Raw genomic sequence first — 19,100 nt, 5'->3', positions numbered from 1 at the left:
GAAACACGTGTCCCAAATGCGCGCCGCACTGGCTGCAATGCACCTCAGTGCGTTTCATGAAAAAACTGCTGTCTTCCTGCTCCGCGACGTTCTCGGATATCATCGGAGAGTGGAAACTGGGCCAGCCGGTACGGGAATCAAATTTGGTGTCGGAACTGAACAGTACCGCTCCACAGCAGACGCACTGGTAAACGCCCTTGTCCTTGCAATCGTGATACCGGCCGGTGAACGCGGGCTCGGTGCCTTTCTGACGCGTGACCTTAAATTGTTCCGGCGAGAGGATTTTTCTCCATTCCTCGTCTTTTTTGTAGACCTTGTATTTCATGGCGGCGTCTCCGTGGTCTAGATGTCGCCCCACATGCGGATCAGATTCATGTAGGCGGTGTTGACCTGGGCGGTTTCCTCCGCCTCCGGTGAAATCTTCAGCAACTTTTCTCGCGCCTGATGCAATTCATACAACAGCTCGCGCCGCGCCGGGTCGCGCACCAGGCTCTGCACCCAAGTGACGGCGACGAGACGTTCACCGCGCGTGACCTCGTTCACGTGATGCAGGCTGGAAGAAGGGTACATCACGGCATCGCCCGCCGGCAGCTTGACTTCGTTGCTGCCGAAGGCGGTGCGTATCACCAGCTCGCCGCCGTCGTATTTTACCGGGTCGTTCAGGAACAACGTAATCGCGATGTCGGAGCGGTAAAGCACGCCGTCCGCGCCCATGATGGGATCGTCCAGATGATCGCCATACGACATGCCCGGTGTATAGCGCGCATAATAAGGCGCCGCCACGTGCAGCGGCAACGCGCCGCTGCGATAAACCGGATGCTGTACCAGGCTGCTCATGATGATGTTATTCAGCATGTCCATCTGCTGCGCGCGCTTGTCCAGCTCTTCATTATTCTTGACACGTTTGGCCGCGGCGCCGGCGGAAAGTTTCCCGTCGACGAAACTCGCGTTGGCGAGCAGTTTCCTGACCGTGTCCAATGGGCCGGAGGCCAGCACGGAAGGGATGTGAAGCAACATGGTTTAGTCCTGATGGATTTGCCGGGATTATAGGGCAGGCCTTAGCGGTAAAAAAGCGACATGCCACCGAGCAGGATCATCCACGCCACCACGCGCCGGAAGACTCGCTCATTGATGTGCAGGTGCAACTGGTTGCTGAACCAGAGCGTGAATGCCAGAAACGGCCCGCTCACCGCCATCATCTCCAGGATTTGTCCGGTATAAGTCCCGTGCAGCAGATATTCGGTTGCGCGCAGACCGTTCATGGCTAGGAAAAACGCGAAGGCGTAATGGCGCACCGTGTTCTTGTCGTGGAAGGTCGCGAGCAGCCGCGTCATGGCGATCGGCCCGCTGATGCCGAACAGCGCCTGCGACGTACCGGCGAGCGTGTCCATCACGCGCATGCCGGCCGGATTGAACTTCGCCCAGTGCGGCGCGATCACCAGAAACAGCCCCGCCGCTGTGATCGCCGAGGCCAGCAACATCTGAAACACCGATGCGGAGAAATAATAGAAGAGGGTGAACCCCGCGATCGCGCCCAGCCCGGCGAACGACAACATGCCGACCATGAATGGCCTGTCGACCTTTTTGGACGAACGGATGAGTCCGATAACAGCGACCAGTATCTGCGGCAGGACGGAGTAAATCACGAGTGTCTTGGTGCCGTAGAGAAAACTCAGCAACGGCAGCATGAGTATCGTGCCGGCGAGGCCGAATACGATTTCAAAGGAATAAGTGAGGACGCAGACGAGCGTCAGGATGGCGAGGGAAATCATTCAGGTGCCGCGCGGGACATGGGCGGCGCTACTATGCCACAAACCCTCCACCACGGCGTGGCGGAAGGTCGGTTGAACTGTTATGCGGTTTTCCTGCGCCGCGCCGCGCTGATCAGCCCCAGTAGACCCGAGCCGAACGACCACACGGCAGCAGGGGCGGGTACTGCGTCAATCTCGATGTGCACGTTGTCCAATAGGTTCCCCGTACACAGACCCGCCAGAGAATGGCTGACTATGTCATTGCTGCCGAACTTATCCCGGAAACGGTGTACGTAATCCGTGCTGGGCGCCACTGAAATTGTCGCGCGCTGTCTTCATCCACCGCGTTTCACGATGGGTGAAAAATTCGCGGTACATGGGCAACTTCCACATGAGATAACCGGGCACCGAGGCCAGGGCCGCCAGTGTCGATTTGATTCCGGCGAACCGCATCCAGGACATCAGCACGGCCGCCGCGAACATCGCTGCCGTGCCCGCCAGGAAGCCCAACGGACCGCCATGTCCATTGAACGCATACAGCGCGAGCGACAGGCTCACAGCAATAACCCACATCATTCCGAGGAACGCCAACGGCGGCACGGCCACCTCCAGCGCCAGCCCAAGGTGGTTCTTGTCCAGCCGCATCAGGCCTTTCAGCAGGAGCCTCGGTGCGGTACGAAATGTCAGGAACAGGTGGCCATGCTCCCACCGACGTCGCTGACGCAGAGCCGTGTCATCACGTTTCGGCAGCTGTCCGTCTACCCTTGCTTCCGGGACGAAAGTTGTCGGATAGCCCCGCTCCAACAAATCAATGGCCAACTGGTAGTCCTCGGCGATGGCGCCCTTGCCATGCGGCGCATTCCGGATGACTCGAAAAGGATAGGCGGACCCGCTGCCATTGAGCAAGCAGGGCAGGCCCAGGGCGTGCAGGCCCAAGGGACGGACATAGTTTTTGAGCAGAACGGCCAGACTCGAGAGCGTGGACAATCCCTTCTCCGCATCGGCGGACGCGAAAAAGTAAGCCCCCATGACCGGGCGATTCAGCTCCCACGCCCGCGTGGCCAGTATCCGGACTGCCCCTTCGCTTACCACGCAATCAGCGTCCACGATCACCACGACCTCGGGCGGGTTTGCATCGAGCCAGCGGAGACCCGCCTTCAACGCATCGGGCTTGCCTCCGTGACCGGCGTCTTGTACCTCGACCACCTCCGCCCCCAGGTTCCGGGCGACCTCCGCCGTCGCATCCGTGCAGTTGTGGGCGACGCAAAGCAACCGGCAATTCGGCGGCAGATCGACGGACAGGGAAGCGAGACAGCGGCTGATCACGTCCTCTTCGTTGTGCGCGGGGATGAGTACGACCGTGCGCGGGAATTTCTTCCCCGGCGCAACAACTGACCTCCGCTTATGGCGGAAGCCCATGGCCATGATGGCCTCTAAAATCACCAAAAGCATCGGCATCGACGTGAGCAGTACTGCCAGCCAAACCAGCATGTTTAAGCCAATCTCTGCTGGCACGATCGGCGACTCGACGAGGAGGGCGTGATCAGTCGTCGTCTCGCTAAATGTCCACCCTGTGAGATCGAAGTCAGTCACCTTCGACCAGTCAGCAGATAAGGCGGAAGCCTCGATGGCAAAACCGCCGTGTGACGTCTCACCAAGCCCTGTAAAAGACGAGGCAAGCACTGGGGGGGCAATGAGGTTCACGACCAACAGCGTGGCGTATCCTAATAAACGCCAGCAAGGCGTAATGTTTTTTTCCTCGCCACATCCTGATTTTTTCAGAACCGGTCCATTTCCACTCATGACAGATCCTCCATCGTTAAAACCTCAACGGTTTTGTAGCGTGCGACCAAGGGGGTATCATCCGGCTTCTTGCGCCTGGTCACGGCCGCCAAGCCGATCAATCCCGACCCGAACAGCCACAGAGCGGTCGGTATAGGAACCTGTGAGACTGGCATGGTGCCGGCGAAAAAGGCGCTCGTGGTGCAATTTCTGCCGTCACACCAGTTACGCCGATTGTCATCGATCGTGCACCACTCAAAGCCAGCGACATGCGCTGAGAAAAGCGATCCAAAATCATTGAGGTTGACGTCATTGACGGTGAAGCTCAGGCTGTCGGTACGAGCATTTCCCTTGCCCACAAGACGGATGTCGAACTTCCCGAAGCCGTCCATCCGTTTGTTGTTCTGGACACGCCAGTGATCGGGAAGACCGCTTATTTCATCCCACGTTTCATGCTTCCCGAAATCATCTCCATGTCGATTGTCTTTGCCATGCTTGTGATCGGGAAGTCCACTTATTTCACCCCAGGTGCCGTCGGCAAAACTGAAACCAAACATTTGAATCCCGAAGTTAGATCCGGCAATGTCATTCAGAGGAGCGAGGGTTTTCACCAGGAAATCCACACCGCCGGTCCCGTTCTCCGTCAACATCACGGACAGATAGTTGGTGCCATCGGGCAATTTATTCGACTGATCAAGGAAAAATGAAACACTGGCGGCATGCGCAGGCAGCGCGGCAAACAGCAACATGCCGGCAACAAGGCCATGCCGCAAGAAACGTCCTGCAATATCTTTGTAGCGATCCATGAACTCCTCCTGACTGCGTTTTTTATGACAGGGCTTGAGCCCTTTTTTCTATCCTTCGAGTGTTACTTCCTTTTACCGCAACTTAACGGCGCATATCGACCAGTTGCCGCCGTATATGAACTGATATTTGCGCTTTGATTTTTCTCCGGCATCAGCGGGAATTCTTCTTGCCGGCTTCGATCACTCTAAGCACAGGCTGTGAGACTGTTCTGTCGAGCGTGTGTGGCTCAGAGAGTATCGCCACCAGTTCATTAACGGTGTGAAATGAGCGCGTCTTGTCCAGACCAACGGTTTCTATCAGGCCAACGAGATTTTCCGGGTTTGTGGTATCCCGGCGATACAAACGAACGATGTAGCTCTCCATCTGCTCCTCCATTGATTATTTGCTATTTATGGAGGACACAATGCGTGGGTACGACTTACAGATAGCCTACGGATTGAATAAAAAATGAATCACGCTGCGGCGAAATATGCGCACCCATAACACAGGTCATGGCAGCGCCTGATAACGCCCCGGGATTTTTAGAACATCAGACTTCTGTCAAACGTCTGCGAATGGTTTCAGTGGCGGGGGAAGGAGCGATGGAGAGAATGAGTGACAATGTCGTGCGGCAACGACGGTAGACGGCCAGCGCCTCGCTCTTCCGGCCGAGTTGTTGATAACAGACCATCAGGCGCTGATAAAAGATTTCCGCGAGGTCGTCGGTTTCCAGTCCCTTCTGGTAACACTGGATGGCGGCTTCATGCTGTCCGATCTTTTCCCAGTGGCGCGCGACATCGAGTAAGTGCCGCAGGAACTTGCTGCGCAATCGTTCGCGCAGAGAGATCGACCATGGCTCGGGCGTCTCACGCCCCAGAAAATGTCCGTGGTAGAGCGTTACTACGTTGAAGGATATGCCGGCCAACTCATCGGGGTTCGGATGCAGGGATCTCAGCAACATTTCCGCTTGACCCGCTGCCTGCTCAAATGCCCAGACATCCACCCAGCAAAGCTGGTTATCGAGTGTGAGCAGGCCGTTTGACAACACCAGCGATTTTTCAATACCAAGCAGCTTGCGTAACCGATGCAACGTGATTTCGAAAGCGTTGTATGCCGTATCGCCTTCTGACTCGGGCCACAGTGCCATCCCCAGGCGGTCTGAACCGACTTCACGACCACCAAGCGCGATCAGCGCTTTGAGCAGTTGCAGCGGTCGATGCTGGGCCTTGCGGGCAAAACGGATCGGCTCTAAACCCCTGGCAACTGAAAAGCGCCCAAGGGTAAATATTTGCAGCGGGTAATCCCGCTGCTCATCAGGCGCGGGATTGCTGATTGGTATTTGTTGCAGATCAACCATAATGAAACACTAATACACCGCTCATTCATCAGTAAGCATCCCTTGCTATCCATATAATTCTTCTTGCGAGGCGCTATTTTGACAGCAAACCATCATAAATTCATAGGCGATACCGCCCTTTGGGCATAACTGGCGTGGGTGAAGTCAAGCTGTAACGTGAAGTTAATATGCTAACCATATGATCTTAAAATTATTTTAATAATTATTCCCAGATGAATAGATTTAGGTTTTGATCAAGATTTCACCGCTGTCGCCTGGTCGGAAATCGCCACCTAGTGGGCCAAGTCAGGGGTTTGATGGCTGGTCGAAACGCCTTTGCGACGGTCTGCACATTCCGGTAATCAGCCGAACATGCTCTTGAGTTTATCCAGCCAGGGATGCTCGGGGAGGTGGTGGGGCGAGGGCAAGTATTTTATGCATGGCTTCAAGAAAGTCGGCATGTTCGCCGCGCGCGCCCAATAGACAAACCGGGTGGGCACCAGTCGGGAATAAAAATCGAGAGCTGATAAGCTGTCAGGCAAAGCAAATCCAGGTGGTAGCGATATATTTGACGCCTTTTTCCATGGTAACCGCACGATGTACATGGGTCCAAAATGGCGGGAACAGGATGAGCTTGCCGGCTTCAGGTTTGACCAGCACTTCCTGAATCGGAAATTCAGTCTCGCCACCAGGGCCTGCGACATCGTTGAGATACCAGATGGCGACGAGCTGACGTTGGCTGAAAGGGCCGGGTCCGCCATCCACGTGCCAGTGATAATATTCGCCCGGAAGGTAACGCTGCATGTTGTAGCCGATGTCCTTGAAGGAGTTGGCGGCAAAAAAAGGAAACGTCTGGCCGAATTCGTTGAACGCCTTGGCGAGCGATTGAACCAGCGCGGTGTCAATGTTTTTCCAGTCCTGCCGTCCGCTGATGCGCAGATCGGTGGTCTTCTTGACGCTGGTTTCTTCTGCCTGATTCTGGCCGATACGCCCGGGATATTGCTGATCCTTGTTGGCTTCGAAGCGCTGAATCATTTCCCGGCAAAGTTCACCCGGCAGTGCATTTTTGATCTCGTATATAAAGGACAGCGGTTTGACTTCGCGCATGGGGACACTCGCGGGGAATGGCGATCGGTAATTGTCGAGTATACTTGATTATCTTAGCGCTCTTCTTGCACGTCAAACCAGCCAATCCATGGCTCTGAAACGGATTATTGCCTCGCTGTTCCACGCCTCGGCGCCAGTCAGCGTTACGGAAAAAATTGTTTCGGCCGCGGCAGCGTTCCTGGGAATATTTATAACAGCCCTGTTGAGTTCGGGCCTAGGCGACAAGGCAACCCCGCTCATGATTACTTCCCTGGGCGCTTCGTCGGTGTTGCTGTTCGCTGCGTCACACAGCCCGATGGCGCAGCCGTGGCCTTTTGTCGGCGGTCAATTGATCTCAGCCTTGGTCGGCGTGACCTGCTTCAAATTCATTCCCGGCGTATTTGTGTCCGCGGCGCTGGCCGTGGCCGTGGCCATCTTCGCCATGCATCTTCTGAATTGCCTGCATCCACCCGGTGGGGCGACGGCGTTGGCGATGGTGATGGGCGGACCGGAATTACAGCGACTGGGTTACAGCGTTGTCCTGGCCCCGGTTGGATTCAATGTCGTCGTATTGCTGGTCATCGCGCTTGTGATCAACAACCTGTTTCCGGGACGACGTTATCCGTTATTGCCGTCCGTCGGCACCTGGAAAAATCCGGCGCCATTGTCGCCGGTGGTTGCGAACCGCAACGCCTTGATGAAGGAGGACATTGAAAGCGCGCTGAAGGACATGAACGCCTATATTGACGTCGCGGAGGAAGATCTAGAGCAGATTTACACGCGAGCATCGCTGCATTCCATGCGCCGGCGCATGGGCGACGTATTCTGTCGTGACATCATGACGCGGGATGTGGCCACGGCCGAGTATGGCGACGAGCTGTCGGCGGTGTGGGAGACGATGCGCCGGCGCAAACTCAAGGGCGTGCCCGTGATCGACCGCGCTCGTCGCGTGGTCGGGATGGTCACGATTGTCGATTTCCTGAAACGCGCGGACAAGACGCACCACACCCATCCGCGCTTCTTCGACCGCCTGCGCGCCTTCATTCGCCGCACACCGGGGATGACCACGGACAAGCCCGAGGTGGTGGGAGAGATCATGTCATCCCCGGCGATCACTGCGACGGAGGACATGCATATCGTGTCGCTGATTCCGCTCTTCTCCGGGCACAAGATTCATCACGTGCCCATCGTGGACAAGGACCAGCGCGTCGTGGGGATGGTGACGCAGACGGATCTGACGGTGGCGCTGTATCGTTACTGGGCGGCGATGCCTTGAACTTCCGGCGAACGAACTAACCGGTCAGCTCATCCAGTCGGCGCTTGTACGCCTGCATTCTTTTTTCGTAGGCTTCCTGTTCCGAATTCAGGGGGCCCGATTCGAGCCATTCCCCGGTACGCAGATCACGCACGGCGAAGCGATAGCTTTTGCCGACCTGATACACCTTGGTGACATCCTTGCCGGCCTGCTCCATGGCTTCTAGCTTTCCTAATTTTTGTGTCGGCGAAGGAACGCTGGAAGCCTGCGCCACGGCAGGACGGCTGGCAGGTTTTTCGTAAATCATTTCAGTATGGAGCATCTCGCCGCCGGTATCGATGCGCACGCCCGTCACTCCCGGCAGACGCTTGAGAATAAATCCGGCCATGAGCAAAACCATCGTTTCATTGGCGCCGCTGAGCGAGGTGAGCAGCTTGTTGGCCGCTATCTGGCAGCGTTGCAGCTTGTCGGGATTTTCGATGAACTCGGGTCCCATTTGCCAGCCGTGGTCCATGTCGTGATCCAGCGTCCGGAAAAAATCTTCCGCCTCGACAAGCATTGGCGGCGGGACGTCGACGGAGTAGACCCGTTCATCCACGATTACGTTGAGCTTCATGGAGTCGAGGCGGCGTTAGGAGGACAGGTGAGTGGCGATTCCGGCGTTGGTTCCAGCATGTTTTCGATCGCCGTGCCGGCCTGCTCTCCTTTTTCTCTGTATAGGTTCATGATGGCGTGCGCGGTCTCGAGCCAGCGGCGTTGCCCGGATTCGACCAGCACGCGCAGTGCCTGGCGATCGTCTGCCGTTGTCCAGCGGCGATAAGCCTCGAGTGCCTCGGGGAAAAGATGCTTGCGCATGCCGGTGAAGTTGGCGAAATAGAAGTGCAGCGAGGCGGTGTTGTTAGATGCCAGCAGACCGGGCAGGGTGGACAGGCAATCCGCCAGAATATCACGCACTGCACGGACCATGATCTCCGCCTTGGATCGCGAGAACGTGGCGAGCATTTTCTGCCAGTCCGGCCCCAGCTTCTCGCCGGCCAGGCCTTCGCCGAGTTCGTGCAATATCATGACTTCGGTTTCATTCTCGGTCATGCGCTCAAGTGCCGAATTCATGTCGATCTCGAACGCATAACAAGCCAGCGCGCGTTCCATGACCTCGTTCTTGCGGTTCCAGCGCCATTCCTCGATTTTCTCCCACAGAAAACGCCGCACTGATTCCTGGCGGATGTAAATGGTTTTGCCCTGCAACATGGCCGGCGGCGCTTCCAGGTCGCGGGCGTATTCGCAGGAGGAAATGTAAACCGTGTACCCGGCGCGCTGTTCTTTTTTGAGGAGCGTGCCGAGAAAGAAATGCGGTTTGGAGAAACGGCCGTAACCGCCGCTGTAAACATAACCTTGGGGGATCAGCTCACGGTTGACGGTTTCCGCGTCGAAGGGATCCGGTGTGCCCCCCTCCAGCGGAAGCGATTCGAATGCGCTGGACTCGAGATCGGACCACATACCCTCGCGTTCCTGCAGCCACGCGCCGACCTCGTCTTTCGGCAGGTTGTGCGCGAACGGGATGTCGTGTTCCCAGCGGTAGAACTCGCGCATTTTCAAAAGGAAGATGCAGAGCGTGAAGTCGCCCGCATGACGCGCATCCGAGATGTGACAGTTTTTCTGAACCGTGTTGACCAGTCGACCGAGATTCAGCATGGCATGACGTTCTGAAGGTTGTTTAAAGTATATGTCTGTCCGGTATCCGGAAACTAGCCGCCGGTCCCGGGCCGCATGTTGGCTTCTGGCACTGGGCGCCAGCCGCTGTATATAACTGTATATATATGGGGGTCATGTCAGTTTGTTTTTACGCGATATTCCACCCGCTTCGAGCCGACCGTCGGAAAATTAACCGGGATAAACATGTAAAAATAGGGGAATTGGTCCTCCAGTGATTTTATTCTTGAAAACCCGGCTTCAATGGGTAATATATGCGCCGCTTTACCGCCGTTCCCATGCTAAGAATTCATTCAGGAGTGCGTTTAATGAACAAAAAGACGTATTACGAGACCATCAGCGCCATGGAAAAGAAGGGCGTTGACAAGGAATACATCAACGGTTGGGCTTGCGGTTTTCTGCATAATCCCAAGCGCGAAGAGCAGCGTCTGAACGACGCCTACAATTCCGGCTATGACGACGGTCACGCGGGCAAAACCGACGGTTTCACCGCCTTCGCCAAGAAGTAGTCGCTCTGTGATCACGGGCCGTGCCTGGCACGGTCCGTGCGTTTACGAGTTTCGCTGAGCCATCTCGTACCATTTCTTGGCCTCGGCTTCGTTTTTCTCCACACCGATTCCCTGCTCATAAAGCATCCCGAGGGTCATCTGTGAGCCGGCCAGCCCCTGCTCGGCGGCGCGACGGAACCATTCCGCGGCCATCTTCTCGTTTTTCGGAACGCATTCGCCCTGCATGTACATGAATCCGAGACCGTGCTGGGCCAGGGAATTTCCCTGTTCAGCCGCGGCGTGCATCCATTTATAGGCCATCATTTCATTGCGCACGTGCCCGAGGCCGTTCTGATACATCACGGCAAGACGGTATTGGGCCTGGTCATTGCCGGTTTCGGCCAGTGGTGAAAGAAATTTGAACGCTTTGGCAAATTCTTTCGACTCGAAGGCGGCAATACCGCTGACCAGGTTCATATCGGATTCAGACATGGGCGACTCCATCAATCTTGGCCGGCCAGCATTTTGCCAGAGACTCGTGTCGGGAGCGAAGCATAAAACCAATGTGGACAATCAATCGCGCCATGACTCCGCAAGGAAGTAAAACTCCAATATAATGCATGCCATGGCTCTGCCGCTGAAAACCAAATTTCGCAAAAAAGGCCCCAAGACCCTGGAGGATCGTGCCAGTGTGGTGGCCACGAATATCTGGCGGATTGCGCAGGAAGCCGTGCGTCACATGGAGAAGGAAGGTTACCCGCTGGGCGGCGACCGGCAGGTGACGTCTGTCATCACCGAAATCATCGCGTTTCTGGTCCAGTGTTCCGACAGGATCGTATTTGGTCAGCTGAACGAAGAGGAGCGCGGCCGCTTCATCAATGCCTTGAGCAAGCATCTGGCCCGCATTACCTCCGTCAATCTCGAGGAATTTGTCGGCCCCGGCGCCTATGCCGGCGATTTCATCAATACCTTGAACGCCCGTTTTGTCGACTATTCGGAGTTCGAGTTCAACGGCCGCAATCCCAGTTACAGCGTGCTGCGCTACCTGGGAGAAAAGGTTTCCCGGGCCATGGATGCCACGGACAGCAAATGGGTGCTGGAACAGGTGGTGGACGTGGAGACGCCCGAATTGATCAAAGCAATAAAGAAAGTCGTAGGCGAAGTCCTCGGCGTACAGGTTTCCTAGACTTTATCAGCCTTAACAAGTATCTTAATAATAATTTGTAACAGACTGATTTTTGTAATCAAAGTTTTTAAATTTTTACTACTTCGGTTGCCCTCGCAATGGAAGACCTAAACCCGCTGTTTAACAAGCTCCGCGATCTCCAGGACCGTACCCAGGTCATACGGGGGTATCTTTGACTTTGATTCCAAGCAGCATCGTCTGACTGAAGTCCAGCGCGAGCTCGAGCAACCCGACATCTGGAGCAATCCCCAACGCGCCCAGGAGCTGGGGCGTGAGCGTGCGCGCCTGGAAACCGAGGTCGGCACGCTGACCCGTCTTGCCACCGAACTTGCCGAGGCTCAAGAATTGTTGAATCTCGCCAAGGAGGAAAATGACGCGGACGTGGTGAAGTCCGTGTCCGGCGATCTTGGACGTCTGGAAAAGCAACTGGGCGATCTTGAATTTCAGCGCATGTTCTCGGGTGAAATGGACGCGAATAACGCGTTTCTGGATGTTCAGTCGGGTTCCGGTGGCACCGAGGCCCAGGATTGGGCCAATATGCTGTTGCGCATGTACCTGATGTGGGGTGACAAGCACAGCTTTAAAACCGAGATTCTGGAAATTTCCGAGGGAGAAGTAGCCGGGATCAAGAGCGCCACGGTCAAGTTCACCGGCCCCTACGCCTACGGCTACCTGCGCACCGAATCCGGGGTCCATCGCTTGGTGCGCAAATCCCCTTTCGACTCGGGAAATCGCCGCCATACCTCATTTGCCTCGGTTTTTGCCTATCCCGAGGTGGACGAAAACATCGAAGTCGAAATCAACCCGGCGGATCTGCGCGTGGATACCTACCGGGCCAGCGGTGCCGGCGGTCAGCATGTCAACCGTACCGATTCCGCCATACGCATTACGCATAATCCGACTGGGATTGTGGTTCAATGCCAATCTGATCGTTCCCAGCATCGCAACCGGGCCTCGGCCATGGCCATGCTGAAATCCCGGCTATTCGAGCGCGAGTTGCACGCGCGGAACCAGGAAAAGCAGAAACTGGAGGATAGTAAATCTGATATCGCGTGGGGTCACCAGATCCGGTCCTATGTGTTGGACCAGTCTCGAATCAAAGATCTGCGAACCGGGGTCGAGACAGGTAACCCGCAAGCGGTACTGGATGGCGACCTCGACAAATTTATTGACGCCAGTCTCAAAAGTGGCCTCGTCAATAATTAATGTTATTTATAGTATAAATAGTATAACTAACTAATTTTTATATAAAATGGTTGACGAAAAAGACGAGAACGAACAGATCGCCCTGCGGCGCCAGAAACTCGCTGAACTGCGCCAGCAGGGCAACGCGTTCCCCAATGACTTCCGCCGCAACGTCGTGGCCGGCGAGCTGCATGCCGAGTACGGCGAGAAGGACCCGGCCGAGGTCGAGACCCGCAACGTGCGGGTCAAGGTGGCGGGGCGGATGATGACCCGCCGGGTCATGGGCAAGGCCAGCTTTGCGCACCTGCAGGACATGTCGGGATTGATCCAGGTCTATGTCACGCGCGACGCCGTGGGCGAGGCGCGTTACGAGGACTTCAAGAAGTGGGACATCGGCGACATCCTCGGCGCCGAAGGAGCGCTGTTCAAGACCAAAACCGGGGAGCTTTCAATCAAGGTGGATGACGTCCGCCTGCTGGCGAAGTCGTTGCGGCCTCTGCCCGAGAAATATCACGGCCTGACGGACACCGAAACCAAGTACCGCCAGCGTTACCTTGACCTTATTATGAGCGAGGTGGCGCGCAATACCTTTCGAACCCGCACCGCCATGGTCCGTTATATCCGTCGCTTCCTCGATGAACGCGGGTTCCTCGAGGTCGAAACGCCGATGATGCAAGTGATTCCTGGCGGTGCCACGGCGCGTCCGTTCGTGACCCATCACCACGCGCTCGACATGAGCCTGTTCCTGCGCGTGGCACCTGAACTCTATCTCAAGCGTCTGATCGTCGGCGGTTTCGAGAAGGTCTACGAGATCAACCGCAACTTCCGCAACGAGGGCCTGTCGACACGGCATAACCCTGAATTCACCATGCTCGAGTTTTATCAGGCCTACGCCGATTACCACGACCTGATGAATCTCACGGAGGAAATGTTGCGCGGCCTTGCACAGGATGTGCTTGGCGCCGAGACGATCACCTATCAGGGCGACCAATACGATTTCAGCAAGCGCTTCCGCCGCATGACGATCCGGGAATCGGTGCTCCATTTTAATCCTGACATTCGCGAAGTCGATCTCGACTCCGTTGAAGCATTGCGCGGGATCGCCAGCCGGCTTCAGTTGCCTGTGAAGAATACATACGGCACCGGCAAACTGCAGCTTGAAATCTTCGAAAAGACGGTGGAGTCCAGGCTCAAGGACCCGACTTTCATTACCTCCTATCCGACCGAGGTCTCACCGCTGGCGCGACGTAATGACAAAGATCCGAGTATCACCGATCGCTTCGAATTATTTGTCGGTGGACGCGAGATAGCCAACGGCTTCTCCGAGTTGAACGATGCCGAGGACCAAGCTGAACGTTTTCGCAAACAGGTGCAAGAGAAGGAAGCCGGCGATGAAGAGGCCATGCATTTTGACGAGGACTATATCCGTGCCCTCGAACATGGCATGCCGCCGACGGCGGGCGAGGGGATCGGCATCGATCGTCTCGTGATGCTGTTCACCGACTCGGCTTCGATCCGCGATGTGCTTTTATTTCCCCATATGAGACCGGAAAAATAATTTCACAGGATTAACAGGATTACGCAGGATTAACAGGAATGATTGACTATTCAAAAGTCTTAATCCTGTAAATCCTGATGAATCCTGTCAATCCTGTCTATTCCTGATGTCTGAGCTTCCGTCCGCTATTTTCTTGATGGGTCCCACGGCCGCGGGGAAAACCGCGCTCGCCCTGGCACTACACGATACGCTGCCGGTGGAAATCATCAGCGTCGATTCCTCGCAGGTCTATCGCGGCATGGATATCGGCACGGCGAAACCCACCCGTGATGAACTGACGCGCGCGCCACATCGCTTGATCGATATTCGCGATCCGCGGGAGGCTTACTCGGCCGCCGATTTTTGCGCGGATGCTCTGGTTGAGATGCAGGACATTACGCGGACGGGAAAGATTCCGCTGCTGGTCGGCGGCACGATGTTTTATTTTCGTGCGCTGGAATTTGGGCTTTCCGATCTGCCTTCCGCCGACCCCGATGTTCGCGCGCGTCTTGGCGACGAGGCGGCCACGCATGGCTGGCCCGCCCTGCACCGGCGGCTGCGGGAAATTGATCCCGTCTCGGCGACGCGGATTCATCCGAACGACGCTCAGCGTATCCAGCGTGCCCTGGAAATTCACGAGCTCACCGGACAGCCGCTGAGCGCGCTGGGTGCGGAAAAACGAGGCCATTCATTCCCCTACCGTGTGACGAGAATAGCGCTCTGGCCGCAGGACAGAACCCTGCTGCACGGGCGTATCGCGAGTCGTTTTCTTGCCATGCTGGAACGGGGTTTTGTCGATGAAGTGGAACAATTGACCCGTCTGGACGGTCTCAGTTTAACCATGCCTTCCATGCGCGCTGTTGGCTATCGGCAAATCTGGGAATACTTGATTAAAAAAGTCAACTATAGTGAAATGACCGAGCAGGCTATCGCCGCCACGCGGCAATTCGCCAAACGCCAGATCACCTGGCTGCGCAGTTACCAGGGAGTCCACGCGCTCGACAGCGCCGATACGCTGCCGGAGAAGGAATGTCTGGAGTATTTACGGCAAACGGCAGGTCTATAAAACTTGGTCTGGGGTTATACTATATGTATCCCTTCCGGCCGGGGATAAGGCCCGGTTTTTCAACGAACCAAAGAACAGCCGGAAAGCATCAAGATATAAGAACAGGAGAACTGTCATGAGTCAGCAAAAAGGGCAAGCCTTACAAGACCCTTTTCTCAATACCTTGCGCAAAGAGCACGTCCCGGTATCCATCTTTCTGGTCAACGGCATCAAGCTGCAGGGACAGATCGAATCCTTCGATCAGTTCGTGGTGTTGCTCAAGAATTCCGTGAGCCAGATGATCTACAAGCATGCCATCTCCACGGTGGTACCCAGCCGCCCGGTGAAGTTTCACATCGAAGGCGCTGACGACACCGACACCAAAGGCCCTGGAAACGAATAATTCTTCGCTGAAGTCTGCCACAGGCACGCGCCGGCGTGAGCGCGCGCTGCTGGTGCAGTTGCGTCTTTCGGGGCACATCGAGCTGGAAGAACTCGAAGAACTTAGGCTGCTCGCGGAATCCGCCGGTGCGGAAGTTTGTGGCACCATTATGGGAAGCCGGCAAGTGCCGGATGCGGCCACGTTCATCGGCAAAGGCAAGGCCGAAGAGGTCCGGGACGCCGTGGTTCGCGAACATGCCGACCTCGTGCTGGTCAATCACGAACTGTCTCCCGCCCAGGAACGCAATCTCGAAAAGATCACCAGCTGCCGGGTGCTGGACCGCACGGGCCTGATTCTCGATATTTTTGCCCAGCGCGCCCGATCCGCCGAGGGCAAGCTGCAGGTGGAGCTGGCCCAACTCGAGCATCTTTCCACGCGCCTGGTGCGCGGCTGGACCCACCTGGAGAGGCAAAAGGGCGGTATCGGCCTGCGTGGTCCGGGCGAAACCCAGCTGGAGGTGGACCGGCGCCAGATCCGCGAACGCATCAAGAAACTCAACGATCGCCTGAAGCAGGTTAACGTTCAGCGTCGCAGCCGCCGCAAATCGCGCCACAAGGTTCCTATCCCGACGGTATCGTTTGTCGGTTATACCAATGCCGGCAAATCCTCGCTGTTCAACCAACTGACAGCGTCTTCGGTTTACGCGGCCGATCAGCTGTTCGCGACCCTCGACCCCACGATGCGCCGGCTCGATCTGCCCGGCAAGTCGGCGATTATTCTGGCGGATACGGTAGGATTTATCCGCCACTTGCCGCACGATCTGGTCGAAGCGTTCAAATCCACCCTGGAAGAAGTGGCCGAGGCGGATCTGCTGCTGCACGTGGTGGACTCGGCCAATCCCGAACGTCTCGATCAGATGCAGCAGGTGAGCAAAGTGCTTGCCGAAATCGATGCGCTTTCCATCCCCCAGATCGCGGTATTCAACAAGATCGATCTGACAGGCGAAGCGCCGCGATACGAGCGCGATGCCTACGGGCACATTTCGCGTGTATGGGTTTCCGCCCGGACCGGCGAGGGCATGGATATGTTGCGCGAGGTATTGGCGGAACACTTCCGCCAGCATCGTCAGCGTTACCGTTTGCAACTCCCACCGGAGGCCGGTCGCCTGCGGGCCCTGTTGCATGAGCGATTCGATGTCGTCAGCGAGACCGTGCTGGAATCCGGAGGCTGGCAGGTGGCGTTGTCGCTCGAGCCTGCCCAGTTCGCCTGGCTGCGGCAGAGCGGTGATTTTCGTGAAGCTTATCTGCTCGCGGAAACGGAATCTGTCCTTGCTCCGACCGGGTCCTGCCCCTAGAATGCCGCTTTTTGCGGCGCTTTTGTCTGCATATTCGTTGAAGGAGTGAATCGTGGCCTGGAATGAACCCGGCAAGTCCGGGGACAAAAATCCGTGGGGTCAGCGCCGGCGTCCGGATGCCGGCGGGCCCGACCTCGACCGCATCGTGAAAAATATCCAGCAGAAATTCGCCGGGCTGTTCGGCGGCCTGTTCGGCGGAGGAAGTGGCGGCGGTGGAAGTGGTGGCAGTGGGATGCGTGCCAGCGGTATTGGGCTTGGCCTGATCGTCGCGGTCGCGCTTTTCATCTGGCTTGTTACCGGTTTCTACATCGTCAATCAGGGTGAGCGTGGCGTGGTCCTGCGTTTCGGCAAGAAAACAGAGATCACCGATGCCGGCCTGCGCTGGCACCTGCCGTTCCCCATCGAGAAGGTGGAGAAGGTCAATGTCGAAAAAGTCTCCACAATCGAAATCGGTTACCGCAGCAACCGCAGCGGCGGCGGCAAAAGTAAGGTGCCCAAAGAGGCGCTGATGCTGACCGAGGATGAAAATATCATCGACATAGAATTTGCCGTGCAGTACAAAATCAAGGATGCGGGTGAATATTTGTTTAATGTCCGCGATCCGGAAACCACCATTACCCAGGCCACTGAATCGGCGGTGCGTGAAGTGGTTGGCAAGAGCACGCTCGATTTCGCGTTGACCGAAGGGCGTGATCAGGTGGCGCGCAGCGCGCGTGAGTTGCTGCAGCAGATCATGGACAAGTACAAGATCGGGGTACATATCGTCACGGTGGAAACCCAGAAGGCGCAGCCGCCGGAAGAAGTGAAATCGGCGTTTGACGATGCCGTGAAGGCGCGCGAAGACGAGCAACGTCTCAAGAACGAGGCCGAGGCCTATGCCAACGACGTGATCCCGCGCGCCCGCGGTGCGGCGGCCAGGATCACCCAGGAGGCCGAGGGCTACAAGGCGAGCGTGATTGCGCGCGCCGACGGCGATGCGCGCCGGTTTTCACAGATTGCCACGGAATACGTGAAGGCGCCGGCCGTGACGCGCGAACGCCTGTATCTCGAAACCATGGAGCAGGTGTTGTCCAGCACGACCAAGATATTCATCGATCAGAAAGCCGGCAATAATCTGATTTATCTCCCGCTCGACAAGCTGGTACCGATGGGCGAGTCAGCGCACGCACTGTCCGCAACGCCGCCTGCGGAATCGGGCATGACGCCCAGTCCGGAAGTGAAAAGCGGGGCCTCGAGCCGCACCCGTTCCGACCTGAGGAGGCGCGCGCCATGAACCAGTCGAAGCTCTTTGCCGTACTGGGTATCGTGCTGCTGGTGGCGATCACCGTGCGTTCCACCTTTTACATGGTGGATGAGCGCGAGAAGGTCATTGTCGTGCGCTTCGGTCAGGTGTTGCGCTATGACGACGCCCCCGGAATACATTTCAAGAGCCCGTTTCTCGATGACGCGCGCTATTTCGACTCGCGCATCCTGACCCTCGATGCGGAGCCACAACCGTTCCTCACCAAGGAAAAGAAATACGTGGTGGTGGATTCCTTCGTCAAATGGCGTATCGAGGACGCGCTCAAATATTATCTTACGGTCGGTGGCCAGGAACTGGATGCCCGCCGGCGCCTTGAGCAGGTCGTCAACAGCGGGTTGCGCGATGAATTCGGCAAGCGCACGGTGCATGATGTGGTCTCGACGGACCGCCATAAGATCATGGACATCCTGACCACCAACACCGACCGGGAAGCGCGCAAGTTTGGCATCGTGGTGACGGATGTACGCATCCAGCGCGTGGACCTGCCGGACGAAGTCAGTATGTCGGTGTATCAGCGTATGAAAGCCGAGCGCTCGCGTATTGCGAACGAGTTGCGCGCGCAGGGCGCCGAGGCGGCGGAGAAGATTCGTGCCAACTCCGAGCGCCAGCGCGAGGTGCTCCTGGCCGAAGCTTATGGCAAGGCCGAGCGGGTTCGTGGCGAGGGCGACGCCAAGGCGACGGCGTTGTACGCCGGAGCCTACGGCCGCGCGCCGGAATTCTTTTCGCTGTACCGCAGCCTCAATGCCTACAAGGAAAGCTTCCGGAAAAAAGACGACATCATGATCGTGGATCCGAGCTCGGATTTCTTCAAATACATGAAGAAACCCACCCGATAAGCAGCCTTGGCCGACTTTGGCTATGTGGCATGACTTGTGGATCGCGCTGGCATTGTTGCTGATACTGGAGGGCGTATT

General features: G+C 56.7%; 21 protein-coding genes. 10 read left to right on the top strand and 11 right to left on the bottom strand.

The features are described 5' to 3' along the window. From msrB to ACC569_RS09540, 8 genes are all read right to left on the bottom strand, one after another. On the bottom strand, positions 1-325 hold a 325-nt coding region (gene msrB / locus ACC569_RS09575), incomplete at its 3' end, for a peptide-methionine (R)-S-oxide reductase MsrB (RefSeq protein ID WP_372523292.1). A 17-nt stretch (positions 326-342) separates the two neighbouring features. After that, positions 343-1,017 (bottom strand): Fe2+-dependent dioxygenase, encoded by a 675-nt coding sequence (locus ACC569_RS09570; RefSeq protein ID WP_372523291.1) that lies wholly within the window; start codon positions 1,015-1,017, stop codon positions 343-345. A 41-nt stretch (positions 1,018-1,058) separates the two neighbouring features. Next, positions 1,059-1,772 (bottom strand): TSUP family transporter, encoded by a 714-nt coding sequence (locus tag ACC569_RS09565; RefSeq protein WP_372523290.1) that lies wholly within the window; start codon positions 1,770-1,772, stop codon positions 1,059-1,061. 252 nt (positions 1,773-2,024) lie between these two features. Further along, positions 2,025-3,554: a glycosyltransferase family 2 protein gene (locus ACC569_RS09560; protein ID WP_372523289.1), complete on the bottom strand. Its 1,530-nt coding sequence runs from the start codon at positions 3,552-3,554 to the stop codon at positions 2,025-2,027. Further along, on the bottom strand, positions 3,551-4,339 hold the full coding sequence (locus tag ACC569_RS09555) for a VPLPA-CTERM sorting domain-containing protein (RefSeq protein WP_372523288.1): 789 nt from the start codon (positions 4,337-4,339) through the stop codon (positions 3,551-3,553). The genes ACC569_RS09560 and ACC569_RS09555 overlap by 4 nt, the downstream gene beginning before the upstream one ends. Positions 4,340-4,490: 151 nt before the next feature. Then, positions 4,491-4,703 (bottom strand): hypothetical protein, encoded by a 213-nt coding sequence (locus ACC569_RS09550; protein WP_372523287.1) that lies wholly within the window; start codon positions 4,701-4,703, stop codon positions 4,491-4,493. A gap of 166 nt (positions 4,704-4,869) precedes the next feature. After that, on the bottom strand, positions 4,870-5,676 hold the full coding sequence (locus tag ACC569_RS09545; RefSeq protein ID WP_372523286.1) for a BTAD domain-containing putative transcriptional regulator: 807 nt from the start codon (positions 5,674-5,676) through the stop codon (positions 4,870-4,872). Positions 5,677-6,189: 513 nt separating this feature from the next. After that, complete coding sequence (locus tag ACC569_RS09540; RefSeq protein ID WP_372523285.1) at positions 6,190-6,762, bottom strand: 2OG-Fe(II) oxygenase; 573 nt, start codon at positions 6,760-6,762, stop codon at positions 6,190-6,192. 88 nt (positions 6,763-6,850) lie between these two features. Between ACC569_RS09540 and ACC569_RS09535 the strand changes: the two genes are divergently transcribed. Then, a complete protein-coding gene (locus tag ACC569_RS09535; RefSeq protein WP_372523284.1) occupies positions 6,851-8,017 on the top strand; it encodes an HPP family protein in 1,167 nt (388 codons plus the stop codon). A 16-nt stretch (positions 8,018-8,033) separates the two neighbouring features. On the opposite strand, the gene ACC569_RS09530 is transcribed toward ACC569_RS09535, so the two are convergent. After that, positions 8,034-8,612 (bottom strand): hypothetical protein, encoded by a 579-nt coding sequence (locus tag ACC569_RS09530; RefSeq protein ID WP_372523283.1) that lies wholly within the window; start codon positions 8,610-8,612, stop codon positions 8,034-8,036. Continuing rightward, positions 8,609-9,688, bottom strand: a complete 1,080-nt coding sequence (locus ACC569_RS09525) for an Sfum_1244 family protein (protein WP_372523282.1) — start codon at positions 9,686-9,688, stop codon at positions 8,609-8,611. Before ACC569_RS09525 ends, ACC569_RS09530 begins: the two co-directional genes overlap by 4 nt. Positions 9,689-10,014: 326 nt before the next feature. On the opposite strand from ACC569_RS09525, the gene ACC569_RS09520 reads away from it, so the two are divergent. Further along, complete coding sequence (locus ACC569_RS09520) at positions 10,015-10,215, top strand: hypothetical protein (RefSeq protein ID WP_372523281.1); 201 nt, start codon at positions 10,015-10,017, stop codon at positions 10,213-10,215. A gap of 42 nt (positions 10,216-10,257) precedes the next feature. Here the strand turns inward: ACC569_RS09520 and ACC569_RS09515 are convergent, their stop codons facing one another. Further along, complete coding sequence (locus tag ACC569_RS09515) at positions 10,258-10,698, bottom strand: tetratricopeptide repeat protein (protein WP_372523280.1); 441 nt, start codon at positions 10,696-10,698, stop codon at positions 10,258-10,260. Between the two features lie 121 nt (positions 10,699-10,819). Between ACC569_RS09515 and ACC569_RS09510 the strand changes: the two genes are divergently transcribed. The 8 genes from ACC569_RS09510 to hflC all read left to right on the top strand — a co-directional run bounded on the left by ACC569_RS09510 (position 10,820) and on the right by hflC (position 19,022). After that, entirely contained in the window at positions 10,820-11,380 is a 561-nt protein-coding gene (locus tag ACC569_RS09510) for a hypothetical protein (RefSeq protein WP_372523279.1), read from the top strand. A gap of 98 nt (positions 11,381-11,478) precedes the next feature. Further along, positions 11,479-12,586 (top strand): peptide chain release factor 2 gene (prfB, locus tag ACC569_RS09505; protein ID WP_372523278.1). Its coding sequence is split into 2 segments (ribosomal slippage): positions 11,479-11,553 and positions 11,555-12,586, totalling 1,107 coding nucleotides; the frame shifts between segments, so codons are not numbered across the junction. Positions 12,587-12,632: 46 nt separating this feature from the next. Further along, positions 12,633-14,123: a lysine--tRNA ligase gene (gene lysS, locus ACC569_RS09500; RefSeq protein WP_372523277.1), complete on the top strand. Its 1,491-nt coding sequence runs from the start codon at positions 12,633-12,635 to the stop codon at positions 14,121-14,123. Positions 14,124-14,229: 106 nt separating this feature from the next. After that, entirely contained in the window at positions 14,230-15,168 is a 939-nt protein-coding gene (gene miaA / locus ACC569_RS09495; RefSeq protein WP_372523276.1) for a tRNA (adenosine(37)-N6)-dimethylallyltransferase MiaA, read from the top strand. Between the two features lie 115 nt (positions 15,169-15,283). Continuing rightward, positions 15,284-15,550: an RNA chaperone Hfq gene (gene hfq, locus ACC569_RS09490; RefSeq protein WP_372523275.1), complete on the top strand. Its 267-nt coding sequence runs from the start codon at positions 15,284-15,286 to the stop codon at positions 15,548-15,550. Positions 15,551-15,557: 7 nt separating this feature from the next. Then, complete coding sequence (gene hflX, locus ACC569_RS09485; RefSeq protein ID WP_372523293.1) at positions 15,558-16,883, top strand: ribosome rescue GTPase HflX; 1,326 nt, start codon at positions 15,558-15,560, stop codon at positions 16,881-16,883. A gap of 52 nt (positions 16,884-16,935) precedes the next feature. Further along, complete coding sequence (gene hflK / locus ACC569_RS09480) at positions 16,936-18,156, top strand: FtsH protease activity modulator HflK (protein WP_372523274.1); 1,221 nt, start codon at positions 16,936-16,938, stop codon at positions 18,154-18,156. Beyond that, entirely contained in the window at positions 18,153-19,022 is an 870-nt protein-coding gene (hflC, locus tag ACC569_RS09475; RefSeq protein WP_372523273.1) for a protease modulator HflC, read from the top strand. The genes hflK and hflC overlap by 4 nt, the downstream gene beginning before the upstream one ends. The last annotated feature ends 78 nt before the right edge of the window (positions 19,023-19,100 follow it).

Origin of the sequence: Sulfuricaulis sp., assembly GCF_041499725.1 — a bacterium.
Lineage (GTDB): Bacteria > Pseudomonadota > Gammaproteobacteria > Acidiferrobacterales > Sulfurifustaceae > Sulfuricaulis.
The sequence above is the reverse complement of the archived record's forward strand: the minus strand, read 5'-3'. Positions and strand labels throughout refer to the sequence as shown.

What these genes read in the sequence shown, in the direction of transcription:
- ACC569_RS09570 (WP_372523291.1), bottom strand. Translation starts at nt 1,017, where the DNA reads ATGTTGCTTCACATCCCTTCCGTGCTGGCCTCCGGCCCATTGGACACG.
- ACC569_RS09565 (WP_372523290.1), bottom strand. Translation starts at nt 1,772, where the DNA reads ATGATTTCCCTCGCCATCCTGACGCTCGTCTGCGTCCTCACTTATTCC.
- ACC569_RS09560 (WP_372523289.1), bottom strand. Translation starts at nt 3,554, where the DNA reads ATGAGTGGAAATGGACCGGTTCTGAAAAAATCAGGATGTGGCGAGGAA.
- ACC569_RS09555 (WP_372523288.1), bottom strand. Translation starts at nt 4,339, where the DNA reads ATGGATCGCTACAAAGATATTGCAGGACGTTTCTTGCGGCATGGCCTT.
- ACC569_RS09550 (WP_372523287.1), bottom strand. Translation starts at nt 4,703, where the DNA reads ATGGAGAGCTACATCGTTCGTTTGTATCGCCGGGATACCACAAACCCG.
- ACC569_RS09545 (WP_372523286.1), bottom strand. Translation starts at nt 5,676, where the DNA reads ATGGTTGATCTGCAACAAATACCAATCAGCAATCCCGCGCCTGATGAG.
- ACC569_RS09540 (WP_372523285.1), bottom strand. Translation starts at nt 6,762, where the DNA reads ATGCGCGAAGTCAAACCGCTGTCCTTTATATACGAGATCAAAAATGCA.
- ACC569_RS09535 (WP_372523284.1), top strand. Translation starts at nt 6,851, where the DNA reads ATGGCTCTGAAACGGATTATTGCCTCGCTGTTCCACGCCTCGGCGCCA.
- ACC569_RS09530 (WP_372523283.1), bottom strand. Translation starts at nt 8,612, where the DNA reads ATGAAGCTCAACGTAATCGTGGATGAACGGGTCTACTCCGTCGACGTC.
- ACC569_RS09525 (WP_372523282.1), bottom strand. Translation starts at nt 9,688, where the DNA reads ATGCTGAATCTCGGTCGACTGGTCAACACGGTTCAGAAAAACTGTCAC.
- ACC569_RS09520 (WP_372523281.1), top strand. Translation starts at nt 10,015, where the DNA reads ATGAACAAAAAGACGTATTACGAGACCATCAGCGCCATGGAAAAGAAG.
- ACC569_RS09515 (WP_372523280.1), bottom strand. Translation starts at nt 10,698, where the DNA reads ATGGAGTCGCCCATGTCTGAATCCGATATGAACCTGGTCAGCGGTATT.
- ACC569_RS09510 (WP_372523279.1), top strand. Translation starts at nt 10,820, where the DNA reads ATGGCTCTGCCGCTGAAAACCAAATTTCGCAAAAAAGGCCCCAAGACC.
- lysS (WP_372523277.1), top strand. Translation starts at nt 12,633, where the DNA reads ATGGTTGACGAAAAAGACGAGAACGAACAGATCGCCCTGCGGCGCCAG.
- miaA (WP_372523276.1), top strand. Translation starts at nt 14,230, where the DNA reads ATGTCTGAGCTTCCGTCCGCTATTTTCTTGATGGGTCCCACGGCCGCG.
- hfq (WP_372523275.1), top strand. Translation starts at nt 15,284, where the DNA reads ATGAGTCAGCAAAAAGGGCAAGCCTTACAAGACCCTTTTCTCAATACC.
- hflC (WP_372523273.1), top strand. Translation starts at nt 18,153, where the DNA reads ATGAACCAGTCGAAGCTCTTTGCCGTACTGGGTATCGTGCTGCTGGTG.